General features: G+C 44.1%; 10 protein-coding genes. 5 read left to right on the top strand and 5 right to left on the bottom strand.

Translation table 11 applies throughout. The features are described from left to right. The first annotated feature begins 165 nt into the window (after positions 1–165). Positions 166–930: a hypothetical protein gene (locus WA381_RS09170; protein WP_156086607.1), complete on the top strand. Its 765-nt coding sequence runs from the start codon at positions 166–168 to the stop codon at positions 928–930. Positions 931–1,313: 383 nt separating this feature from the next. Here the strand turns inward: WA381_RS09170 and WA381_RS09165 are convergent, their stop codons facing one another. The 3 genes from WA381_RS09165 to WA381_RS09155 all read right to left on the bottom strand — a co-directional run bounded on the left by WA381_RS09165 (position 1,314) and on the right by WA381_RS09155 (position 4,881). After that, complete coding sequence (locus tag WA381_RS09165) at positions 1,314–1,850, bottom strand: DUF3592 domain-containing protein (protein WP_156086606.1); 537 nt, start codon at positions 1,848–1,850, stop codon at positions 1,314–1,316. A gap of 58 nt (positions 1,851–1,908) precedes the next feature. Next, positions 1,909–3,342 (bottom strand): hypothetical protein, encoded by a 1,434-nt coding sequence (locus WA381_RS09160; protein ID WP_049587740.1) that lies wholly within the window; start codon positions 3,340–3,342, stop codon positions 1,909–1,911. A 78-nt stretch (positions 3,343–3,420) separates the two neighbouring features. After that, the gene (locus WA381_RS09155) at positions 3,421–4,881 is read right to left on the bottom strand and encodes a DUF3336 domain-containing protein (protein WP_075177517.1); all 1,461 of its coding nucleotides are present in this window, start codon (positions 4,879–4,881) and stop codon (positions 3,421–3,423) included. A 414-nt stretch (positions 4,882–5,295) separates the two neighbouring features. Between WA381_RS09155 and WA381_RS09150 the strand changes: the two genes are divergently transcribed. From WA381_RS09150 to WA381_RS09140, 3 genes are read left to right on the top strand one after another with little or no spacing between them, the layout of a single operon-like run. Continuing rightward, positions 5,296–6,504: a DUF445 domain-containing protein gene (locus tag WA381_RS09150; protein WP_014976916.1), complete on the top strand. Its 1,209-nt coding sequence runs from the start codon at positions 5,296–5,298 to the stop codon at positions 6,502–6,504. A 56-nt stretch (positions 6,505–6,560) separates the two neighbouring features. Then, the gene (locus WA381_RS09145) at positions 6,561–7,226 is read left to right on the top strand and encodes a TetR/AcrR family transcriptional regulator (protein ID WP_014979708.1); all 666 of its coding nucleotides are present in this window, start codon (positions 6,561–6,563) and stop codon (positions 7,224–7,226) included. Positions 7,227–7,236: 10 nt separating this feature from the next. Beyond that, positions 7,237–8,676 (top strand): wax ester/triacylglycerol synthase domain-containing protein, encoded by a 1,440-nt coding sequence (locus WA381_RS09140; protein ID WP_039225237.1) that lies wholly within the window; start codon positions 7,237–7,239, stop codon positions 8,674–8,676. Between the two features lie 28 nt (positions 8,677–8,704). On the opposite strand, the gene WA381_RS09135 is transcribed toward WA381_RS09140, so the two are convergent. Further along, on the bottom strand, positions 8,705–9,430 hold the full coding sequence (locus tag WA381_RS09135; protein WP_014949987.1) for a DUF1439 domain-containing protein: 726 nt from the start codon (positions 9,428–9,430) through the stop codon (positions 8,705–8,707). 214 nt (positions 9,431–9,644) lie between these two features. On the opposite strand from WA381_RS09135, the gene WA381_RS09130 reads away from it, so the two are divergent. Next, the gene (locus tag WA381_RS09130; RefSeq protein WP_156086605.1) at positions 9,645–11,297 is read left to right on the top strand and encodes a GMC family oxidoreductase; all 1,653 of its coding nucleotides are present in this window, start codon (positions 9,645–9,647) and stop codon (positions 11,295–11,297) included. A gap of 52 nt (positions 11,298–11,349) precedes the next feature. On the opposite strand, the gene WA381_RS09125 is transcribed toward WA381_RS09130, so the two are convergent. Then, entirely contained in the window at positions 11,350–11,961 is a 612-nt protein-coding gene (locus WA381_RS09125) for a TetR/AcrR family transcriptional regulator (RefSeq protein WP_156086604.1), read from the bottom strand. Between the last annotated feature and the right edge of the window lie 71 nt (positions 11,962–12,032).

Genomic DNA, 12,032 nt, shown 5'->3' with positions numbered 1-12,032 from the left:
GTTTTCGGTGTCCAAAACGCAGCTTTCATTTAGTCCTTTTAACTAAATTGGCTAGATAGAAAGCTACAGTTGAGTGACCGCGGAAAGCGAGTGTGCAACTTAGTGTGCTGTAAATCACATTGCTTTCCACTGTCATGCTTACTAAATCTCCATATTGGAGGCGTTATGAGCAACAAAAATATTCCTAACCCGGAAGCTATGCCTGTTGTCCAAAGAGAATCGACAACGCTAAATGGTACTACCCCTTCATCTCTGAAGTCGTCCCCCTTGTTTGGATGGCTTTTTGCTGGTTCCGACCTATTGTCTGCAAAGCTAGATCAAGCGGCAGGTGTGGTCAGCCAAAAAATTGATAACACTCAAGAAACCATCAATGCTATGCAAGCTAAAGGCTTGGAAGTGGAGAGTGAACTTAGACGTACGCTTAATCCATTCGCCCTAGTTGATACTGCTCAAAAACTGGTTGCATCAACGCCATTATTTTCGGCGTTGTCTGGCGGTCAAAAACGTCAACAGAAAGAACAACAGCTTGAAATGCTGAGCGCAAAAGTGGACTTACTCGTCGAGCAAGTAGCCCTTTTAGCTGCAAAGGAGGCGGCTAAAAAAGCCGAAGTGACAAGTACTGCAAGTAAGGCTACTGCCAATAACAGAACAGCAACTAAAAGCTCTTCAGCTAAGTCAACAACGACCTCGTCGACAACTACCGGTACCCGCAAATCGAGTAAAGCAAAAACAACCACTACAACGGCCGCTTCATCGCCTAGTCCGACTAAAAAGGCCGCGACCGGAACAGCGAATAAGCGCACCGTAGCAAAGTCAACGGCAGCTAAGAGTACAGCACGTAAAACAACGGCTAGTACAAAAGCTACATCGGCCAAAAGTACGACTAAAAGTACATCGGATTCGTCTGACATCACAAAGAACGACGAGTAAAGGCGTTCAATAAAGGTAAAGGTAAAGGTAGTTTTTGGTAATAGCGCCAAATAAATGAATTCGCGTATATTTGGCGCTGCTTCGTCTAGGTTCGTTTAAATTATCTTTTTGTTTGAGTGTAGAGATAATTATCGGTGATGTCAGGCCTCTAAACTATCCACCTCTAATCCAAGAATTTTTGCCAGTATATCCGAGTCATCTTGTATTGCGTAATAATCACCAATGAAACATTAATACAATTCTTGTTTGGTTAGTAGTTAGGGTGCTCAGTTTGTGACATGCCAGTGAGCTTTCAGATGTATATATTTGTGTCGTTACTAAAAGAAGCTTTTCAAAAGAATCAAAAGCAACTTTTAAAATGCAACTAGATAAATTCAAAGTCATCAGCGTTTATACTTTAACTTAAAAATAAAAACGTAAACTAACCAAAGAAATACCGACCAAGAAACAAGAAAACCGACAAGCAACATCGACATATGTTCCCAGATAACACGCTTGATCAAAATGGATTCTGCCGAGTTTTTGGGGTTTATGAAAATGTCTACTGGCTCAGAAGCTGCAAATTTTCTTTTTAATTCAAGCCCTAATTTAAGCATAAAGCCGTCGTCATAAATGTCATACCAAGTAACTTTTCTTCCGGTATGTTCTTGGCCATTAGTATTGTATTTGTAAAGGATACGAGGCGTGTATAAAGTATATTGGCTTCGATTATCTCTAGTCGTTGTTGTAATCATTTCGTCAATATATACATTTATTAAAGTTGCTTTGATAGGAACCCAATTCATTGAAGAGATTGGGCCGGCTAACCCTTTAACTACTTGTATTGAAAAGACGATGACAAAAATTAGGGCAACTAAAGCGACAAAATAGACTCCCAATCTTGCTTTTCTAAGTTGTGCTCGGCTTACCTCAATAGTCATAAAAACGTCTCATTCAGTCCGTGTTTTATCATATTGTTTATGGAACAATACTTACTCGCTATTTATTTTTCGCCCACAAATTCTGATGCTTTTTAAAACCGAAGAAGTCATAGGGTTCCCAGAAACTCGGTACTAAATCGTCAAGTGCGTCCGGAGTAAAGTTGCTCGACAATTGACTCATAATTTCACTTAGTCTGTCTTTCCCTACGCGCATGAGTTTCTTGCGGTTAGCTGGGAAATAAAGGTTTCTTCCTTTGGGAATGATTTCTTGCGTACCGCTGGTAATGTACTTCTGATTTCTTGTTACCACTTTACATAAAGGCTCAGCTGGATTTGCAGGGTTAAGGCCAATCACTATTGCACATTCGTACTGGTCCTTTTCATGACCTTTCTCATTCATCGGTATGTAGGTAATGCCGAACCCTTGTGGGAAATACCCCACAAGCTCAACAAAATCCTGAGCTAACTGCTTATTTAAGCCGCCTTTTTTCGCTAATTGTTCAATGAGCATGTAGCCTTTAGGCAAGCTCATACGTGAGTAGTCAGACTTAGTTGAAAGCACAATTGAAACATAAATTTGAGGGATCTTTACAATTTCTCCCAGCCCCGTTTTCGATACAAATGCATCTTTTACCAGCTGCTGCAAAAATTCATTGGCTTCTTTGTGAGTTTGAACAAAGCGATCTCTTTCTTCTTTGTTGTTTCCTACATACTTAGGTAGGCCTAACCCCTCAGACAAGTACTTTAAAGTGAAGTGATAGTTTAGCTTCAGAAGATCCTTTCGCTGCGACTCTTCCAGCAAACGAAATTCGTCTAGATCGCCATTTTCCCCTTTCAAGATGGTAAGTGCGGCAGGGCTTTGCAGGCCAATATCTTGAAGTAACGCTGCGGTAATTAGCGGTCGTCCAAGCTCAGTTTTCCATTTATCGCGCCAATAGCGGTTCCCACGAAACCGGGATGCAGCTTCGCGATACTTCGAGAGATATTTGTGAGCAATCGTGTCGTGCTCTAACAGTCTATCGACTAAGCGCAGTGTAAGCACCGCTTTGTAGAGCGGTTTGAAGCGCATGTGCACACGTGCAAAGTTGCCCTCTGGTCCTCGTGTGAGCAGCATAAGTGTACCAAGTAACTTAGCGCTGAGCTGTTGTGTTTCTTGCCAGTTATCGCCCTCACAAAGCTCAATAATTTTGGTGCTTACAGCGTCAAGCCGCTCTATCCTTGCCAGACGCTCTTCTTCAAGCTTTTCAGTGCTGTTTGTTATTTGCTTGGTCAGTTGCTCTGCAAGCACCTCTTTGTTTTTATTTCCCTCAATTTTCTTAAGCTGAGCTTTTAAGTCTTCAATGTGCTGCTCAAGAGAGGGGGTAAGCGAAAAATAGTGACTCGCATCCTCGAACACCGAACCGTAGCCCGTTTCTTGAGGATAAATCATATTGATTAGTTGTTTTACTTGCTGCGTGTAAATGCTGTCGGGGTTTTGGCTTTGTGCGCTCACCGTTTTCCTTTCAAAAGATGCTGCGAATTGCCATTACTTTGCTATTGGCAATTCAAGACAGGTCAAGCGACGCACACGCTATCTTACTTCGTGCCCAAGCTCTACTGCCTCACGTTTTTTCAATTGGCCTAAATGATACCGTAAATTTTCGCTAATTTTGGTATTTCTTTTAATAACATGAAGTTGCGGCCATGATGCCCGTTCGCCACTGACGATCAACTGATTGATGCTTTCGCGCGTCGGATTAGACAACACCTGCGATAAATTTCTAATTTGGCGCTTGGGTAAAATATTGATGTTACCTACGTATTGCTGATCAATGATAGAACGAACTTTATGAATAGCCAATTTGGCACTTTTATTACCGGTTAACCTTTCAATGATATCAATGGCGAAAATACTGTTAGTTTTCGCTAGTTGGCCAAGATGGCGCGCAGACATGTCCCACAGCGAGTTGGGGTCAATGCGGTTTGCGGAAATGAATGGCACTGCCAACGGGTTTGTTTGGCTCACGATACTGTGATTTACGCCATATAGCCTCGCTAAGCGCTCGAAGGGAAGGTCGGCCATTAATGAGCCATCGGCAAAACGACGGTTAGGAATATAAGGCACAATCTCGCCCGAAGGCGTTTTCGCTCTTAACTGTACAGGGCTAAAAATGATGGGAACTGCACAGGATGCACGTACCGCTTGAGTAATAATTGCATTCGGTGAGGTTTTAGCATTTAACAAGCGCGAATGTTGATGGAGGTCGGCAGGGGATACCGTCACAGTAATGTGTCGACCTGTTTTCTTAAAGGCTTCCTCAAAAGTGGTAAGGTCGAAAAGTTCAATCAGCGCATTTTCGAGCACGGAACTATCAAATAGCCCTTTCTTTCCAAGACCGGCAAAGCTTCGCCAGTGTTTAAAAGTCTCGTAAATAAAGTCGGCGCTGAGTGCTTCTAATAATTGGTCGTGAGTTCGTGTACCCAACATGGCTGCGATGATAGAACCAGCGCTAGAGCCAGACACTACGGTAGGTAACAAATTCTTTTCGTTTAATGACTTAACCACGCCAGCATGGAAAAAGCCTAAGCCTGCGCCACCTGAAAGCATAAGGCAGCTGCGCCCGAAGGCGTGTGCAGTCTCTTCAAAAAATGACAGTTTCTCGTAAAAGTCTACGTCTTGTTCATCGGCGTGATAAATTTGCTCTAGCGCCAATATCACTTCGTCAATAAACTGTTCAATAAGATATTTAGTGCCTATTTTACACTGGGTAAGTAATACGGGGTTGGCAATATTGCCTAAATTGCCGTGTAGCCCCTCGTGCAGAATCGACATAAGCGCATGTAAATCGCCTTTGCCTCTGGCAAGCTGTAGGCGCTGAACCCGTTTGCGAATTAGTTTGTAGTCGTAATCATCGCTAGCGTCTTCGGCTTTCCATTCCTCTGCACCAGACAATGCATCGTGCGCTAAGCACGCGGCCTCATATTCATCATAATTGCCTGCATGCTCGATTTCATGTTCAAGCTTTTTTAACCGCAAGTCGAATACTGCCATGACGAGTACCTATTTTTGATTGATGAGGGCTGTACCTTCTACTCATTGGAAAAAGTACACTGACCCAAAAAACACCAGCAAAACGATAGTTTTCACTTAGAACGCAGCTCTCAAAAATTACAGGTCTTTAAATGTCCATATAACGAAGACTCAAAGCAAGGGTTTGAGAACAGCGGTTCATACACTATTTTGAGTGTATGGCGTAAATTTAGAATTCACTACCTAATCGTTTGTTGTTGAGAAAACTGATGCACATTAGGTGAATCACACAAGGTCAAACGTTCTAACTTTTAGACTTTCATTTAGCTGTTTTCAATCAACAATTAGCAGTAATTTCACTTTTTACATTGACCATTTCATAAGCACTCAGTAGCCTGAGAGAGAAAATAACAAATTGGACCACATGTTCGTAGTATGGAATGGAACTTTGAAACGCTAAGTCTGCTATCAATTCCTTTAATTAGCGCTATTGTTGGATGGCTAACCAACTATCTGGCGGTAAAAATGATGTTTTACCCCATTGAGTTTGTTGGTATTAAGCCTTTCTTAGGGTGGCAGGGACTCATTCCTGCGAAGCGCCGCCAAATGGCCGAGATTGAGGTTGAGCTAGTGCTAGGCAAACTGCTTAGTGTTGAAGAGTTAGCACAGCGTTTAGACGCAGACGAGCTCACTAAAGCAATTGAGCGGCGTTTAAGTCAAGTTATTCGCAAAGTCGTTAACGATGTAATGGCAGAATCTGCGCCTCAACTTTGGGCTGCGTTGCCTGTACAGGGCAAAAATTTAGTCTATCAACGCATCGAAAACGACATTCCTAATGTGGTTCATAAAATGGTGGACGACTTTCAGCACAATGTCTCAGAAATTTTAGATATTAAAGAGCTGGTGGTAGAGCAGCTGGTGAATGCGCCCGAGCTCGTTAATGAAATTTTCTTAACGGCAGGCAGCAAAGAGTTTCCGTTTATTGTGCGTTCCGGCTTCTATTTTGGCTTTTTGTTTGGTTTGCCCACCATGCTACTTTGGTATTTCTACCAAGCATGGTGGATTCTACCGTTAGGTGGACTGCTTGTGGGTTATGCCACTAATTGGATTGCTATCAAAATCATATTCGAACCCAAACGCCCAAGAAAACTGGGGCCTATTACTATTCAAGGTATGTTTTTAAAGCGCCAAAAAGAAGTGTCCGAAGTCTATTCAAACATTATTGAAGAAAAGCTTATAACGCCTAAAAACATCACCCATGTAATCTTGCATGGTTCAGGCTCAGCCCAGCTTTTAGAACTCATTGAGCTTCATGTTAACGACGCTATTGAACGCTATGTTGCTATAGCGCAACCGTATTTTGCGTTGGGTGTGGGGTCAGAAAATTACCATAAAATGAAGGCACTAGCGGTGCGTCAGATATTTGATAATTCTGATAAGTATCTGCTTTATGCGTTTGATTACGCTAATAATGCTATGCAGATTGGGCACGATTTAAGTGAGCGCATGCAGGCGTTAAGTGTTGAAGAATTTGAAGGCGTTTTGCGCCCAGCGTATCAACAGGATGAGTGGAAGCTCATCGTAACCGGCGCTATTCTAGGTATGGTAGCTGGTATTGCTCAACTCTATCTGGTGTTTATGTAACGTGTTTCACGAATAAAAAATTAACGCACTGGGTTGGCAAAGGATTGAACTAAATTATGAAAACCGCGCAGAAAATACTTCTCACCGCGCTAACCTTATTTAACGAGCACGGCGAAAACACTGTTACCAGTGTTGATATCGCCATTGAGCTAGATATTAGTCCGGGGAATCTCTACTACCACTTTAAAGGCAAGGACAGCCTGGTTAACGCGTTGATGAAAATGCATGAGCAGCAGATGCAGAAGATACTAAGCCGAGAAAAGCTCGATACACTTCATCCTGAAGAAATTATGTATTACCTGTACTTGCTTATAGATAGTATTCATGTATTTCGCTTTTTCTACCGCAGCCCGGCTGACTTAGCAGAAAAATATCCCAGTATCGTGCGTCCTAGACAGCACATATTGTCTAGCTTAAATAAGCAATTAGCGTTTCTTTTTGAGTCACTATCGAAACGAGACATTCTTATTGCCTCAAAGGCAGACAGAGCACTTATGGTAGATTTAATGTCCTTAATCATCACACAGTCCTGTCAATTTGATGAATTAAACAGCCATATGGATAGTACGCTGCAGCGCTATCATGCCTTGTCGCTAATGATGGTAAGCGTATTGCCAAGATTGGCGCTATCCGATGAACAAAAACAGCAGTTAGAACAGATGCTCGACTCTCATGACTTTATGAGAGATGCCTCAACCCCGTCACCCCTCGACTTCGCGTAAAGGAATAGTAATGGCAAAAACGCTCAGTTTCTTAGATAAGTCATTTTGGATAACCGAATCAGACGAGAATCCAAAACACGTAGCTTGCTTGCAGCTACTTGCCATACCTAAAGGGGCAAAAGGTACCGAATATGTCCCGCAATTATTCCAAGAAATAAGAAGCTTTGCCCGTGCTACTTCTCCCTTCAACTGTGCGGTAAAAACGGTATTGGGGTACCCGGTGAGGTTTGCGCCGGTAAAAAAGCTCAACATGGATTATCACGTTCAAATTCATCGTGTGGCTGATGTTACAAACCGCGAAGCACTCGATGCGTTTGTAGCAAGATTACATGCTTCGCGGTTAGATCCCGACAAGCCCCTTTGGCAATACCATTTCATCTTTGATGACAACAGCGAGACGTTTGCTATTTATGCGCGGGTTCATCATATGTATGGCGATGGGGCAACCTTAGTGCGCTGGTTCCAAGCGGGATATGTATCAAACTCACATGAGACTAAGTTCACACCAGTATGGGCAGTAAAACGACTGCGCCATAAGCGCAGAGAGCCTGTGAGCTTTTATAAGCGCTTAGTGGGAGTGGGTTACGCCCTTAAAACCGCGCTCGATTTGCTAATTATCTTTATTCGTATATTCATGAAAGTGCTGCGAGTGAACCCACACTATATGCCTATTCCTTTCACTGGTACGAAAACAGTGCTGACTGGACAAGTGAAAGCGGGAAGGGCTGTGGCTACCATGGACTTAGACTTTAAGCGTGTGAAAGCCCTGGCAAGGCGAACGCGCTCTACGGCAAACGAGGTGTTGCTATGTGCCTTCGATATTGGCGTACATAAACTGCTGCAAGACCACGGGCAAGTATTTAAAAAAGCCTTGTTCACCAATATGCCAATCAATTTGCGTAAACCCGGCGAGAAAACCACGGGCAATAAGATAGCTATTGTGCCGGTGCAGCTTGCTCACGGCGAAACCGATCCTTATTTACGTTTGCGCCAAATTGTAGTGAATCACCGCATTGTAAAACATGCAGCGCAGCACGCGCGGCCCGCAGCATTTAGCGGCTATACTATTGTTATTCAATCGCTTGCACTGGTCTTTGAGTGGTTAAGGCTATCTAGCGTAGTCAAACCCATTGCCAACATCTTAATCTCCAATGTACCTGGGCCAAAAGACACGCGGTATCTAAAAGATGCAGAGCTTCTGGCTTGTTACCCCATTTCTACCATGACGCCTGGTGGCGGGGTAAATATTACGCTTATGACATATGCAGGCACGGCAAATGTGGGATTAGTGTGCTGCAATAAGAATATTGAATCGCTACAGCCGTTAGCGCGCTACGTCAAAGAGGCGTTCGATATGCTAGAAGCAAGTGTGGACGATCCCAGGTTAAACATCGACGATATTGGTGAACAGGTGGATACCGTCCCTGTTTCTATTGTGTCAGATCACTAGCGTGCATTGCTTCAAACAGTAAGCGTTGTCATTCAATGAGGTAAAAGCGCAGTACGTCGTCTTCTACACGCACGTTTTGGCCAGCTTTTGAGAACAGAACCTCGCGCCAATGGTCGTTACGCATGGTATGGCTTAAGTCTTCCTGCTTAATTTGCTTTTTAATGGCGTTGTTAATGAGAGGGATGTGGTAGTCCAACACTGCTTGTTTCGAGCCAGATAAATAGACCTTTAGATAGTCTGCAGCCATATCGGATGTGCCGGCGCTAAACAGTGATAACGCTGATTTTAAAGAGCCACCAAGCAAAGAATTAACGCTTTTGGGGAAGAGTCGCGACATCAGAAATTGCGTGTCTTTAATCAACGCGTAATCATCGTTAACTAAGGTGACGCTGTCAGTGGCGACGCCTGTCAAATAGAGTGTACTCATATTTTTGTCGTAATAGGGTGAAGCTGACACGGTAAATACAACATGAGCGCGATAAATAGTCGTGGTGGCAACCACAATATTAAGCGCAGCGAGGCACTGCAGACCAATACGGTTGCTTTCACTATCTAGCGTGATATTTCCTTCAAGCACGGTAACCGTGCCAGTTCCCATGGGGATATCGAAAGTGAATGAGTAAGGAAAGCTGCCTTTTACGAGGTCATGAAGCTCTGATTTCGTGAAGTCGTCGTGCGTCAGCTTGCCCCATTTCACAAGCCATTGTGCAAGGTAGACTTTACATTTGTCTTTAAACGATAGGTTTTTGGTCAACGTTCATTCTTAGCCTAAATCTACTAGGCGGTGGCTTGTTGTTAGTTTTTTCAGAGTAGGGGCTACTTCGATATAGCACTTAAGTTATCAGGATTATTAGATTTTTTAAATCTTACAATTTAAGTCTTTTCTTGGCGAAGTGTTGTTTGGTAATCTGGTCGTACCACAACGTTTTTTTAACATTTAATAGTCTTGCCCTCAAGGAGTTGGCGAAATGAGCGAAGTACTGAGCAAATACGATTACATTATTGTAGGCGGCGGTTCTGCGGGCGCGGTGCTTGCCACCCGTTTATCAGAAAACCCCGCGTTAGATATTTTGCTATTAGAGGCTGGCTCAAAGGACACTAATCCGCTTATTCATATCCCGTTTGGGTTGTCTTTACTCAGTAGATTTGAGGGGATTGGCTGGGGTTATCACACAGCACCCCAAAAAGAGATGTATGACAGAGAACTGTTCTGGCCCCGCGGTAAAACCTTGGGCGGCAGCAGTTCGGTTAATGCGATGTGTTATATTCGCGGGCAAAAAGAAGACTACGACCGCTGGGCTAATGAAGAAGGGGCTGAAGGTTGGTCGTTTGATGAAGTACTGCCTTATTTCAAACGCTCTGAGAACTTTGAAGAAGGTGCTGATGAATACCATGGCACAGGCGGCCCACTCAATGTTAGCAAGCTTAGGCATACCAGCGTGCTGTCAGACGCATTTGTGAACTCAGCGTCGATTGCAGGCTATCAACAGCTCGACGACTTTAACCGAGACGACAGGGAAGGGTTAGGGTATTACCATGTTACGCAGGCCAACGGGCAGCGCTGTTCAACGGCGAAGGGATATTTAACGCAGGCCAAGCATCGCAACAATTTAACTGTACTTACAAGAGTCGCAGCCGAAAAAGTGCTGTTAAAAGAGGGGCGTGCAATTGGCGTTCAGGTACGTGAAAAAGGCGTAGTAAATCGCTATTTTGCTAAAAGCGAAGTTATCCTGAGTGGCGGCGCGATTAATTCACCACAACTTCTTATGCTTTCAGGTATAGGACCCAGAGCAGAGCTAGAAGAAAAGGGGATTTTTGTACAGCAAGATCTGCCTGGTGTGGGCCAAAACTTACAAGACCATCTTGATGCAATCGTACAATATACTTGTAAAGCGAGAGAGGGCTATGCCGTGGCGTTAGGGGCCTTGCCTTCCTACGTAAAAGCCACCGCAGACTATGCGTTTAGGCGCAAAGGTATTTTCTCGTCCAACATAGCCGAAGCAGGTGGCTTTGTTAGCTCAAGCTTAGCGACACAAGGCCCAGACATTCAGTTTCACTTTCTACCGGCAATTTTAAACGACCATGGAAGACAGTTAGCTTTTGGTTACGGTTATGGCCTTCACGTATGCTGTCTATACCCCAAAAGCCGCGGCACTATTTCGCTTCAAAGCAACCACCCTGCTGATCAAGCCCTTATTGACCCCAATTATTTGACTGCAGAGGAAGATCAGCAGGTCATGATTGAAGGTGTGCGCATTGCCCGTAAGCTGCTATCTGCACCAGACTTCGACAAGTTCCAAGGCAGTGAACTATATCCTGGGGAAGAAGCACAAACAGATGAAGAAATATTAGAGTTTTTACGTGAGCGCGCTGAAACCATCTATCACCCGATTGGTACTTGTAAAATGGGCAGTGATGACGATGAGATGGCCGTTGTCGATACCCAATTGCGGGTAAGAGGTATAGCTGGTCTTAGAGTGGTAGACGCCTCGGTGATGCCCAGTCTAATTGGCGGTAATACCAATGCGCCCACCGTCATGATTGCTGAGCGTGCTGCAGAGTTTATTAAAGCGACGCACGAAGGTCAGCCAGTATCCCTGGCTAAAGCGGAATCGGCGTAACTGAAAAAGTGCTACGAGCGAGTCTTCGTCTCGCTCTGGCAATTCATCCGTTCTAAGCATCCATTTGCTTTTGCATAAACAAATCTGCTGCACAATCACACATTTCCTCGATATGACTGCTGTCAGCGTATATACCATCAATGAGCAATCGTGCAATCCCGTGTAACGTACCCCAAGTAACCTGTGCCAGTCTCAACGCATCCTGATTGTTTGGAAGTAGTCCTTTATCTTGCCAATAGCGCGTCATCGTCACTTGAAACTGAAAGCAAGGAAATGCAACATCTTTCAGATCGTTGGTCGCCGCTTGGTTTTGCCAAATAGTGCGACCAAACATCAACTCGTACATCTCTGGATTGTCGGCAGCGTAGCCAATGTATTCGTGCACAAATTCGCGGAAACGTGCCTGCGGTGTTTTGTCTTCTTGTTCGAAGATTCGTTTAGCTGCGGTATGCCAATCGCTAAAGCCTTTTGCTGCAATAGCGCTTAAAAGCGCACTCTTGTCTTTAAAATGGTGATAGGGCGCAGTACGTGACACTCCGGCATCTTCTGCCAGCTTTCTGAGAGATAAACTATCAACGCCGTATTCAGAAAGACGCGCCGTTGCCGCCTCTATCAGCGCGCTGCGCAGGTCGCCGTGATGGTAGCTTTGTACTGCATTAGCCATAAACCCGATGTTTCCATTTTCAAAATTGAGACGAATAGATAACGTTTTATCTTGACACTGTCAACATAGCC

Origin of the sequence: Alteromonas sp. CH_MED4-4 (assembly GCF_037029575.1) — a bacterium.
GTDB classification, from domain to species: Bacteria; Pseudomonadota; Gammaproteobacteria; order Enterobacterales; family Alteromonadaceae; genus Alteromonas; species Alteromonas macleodii.
Note: the sequence above shows the minus strand (reverse complement) of the source record. Positions and strands in the feature narration are given on the sequence as shown.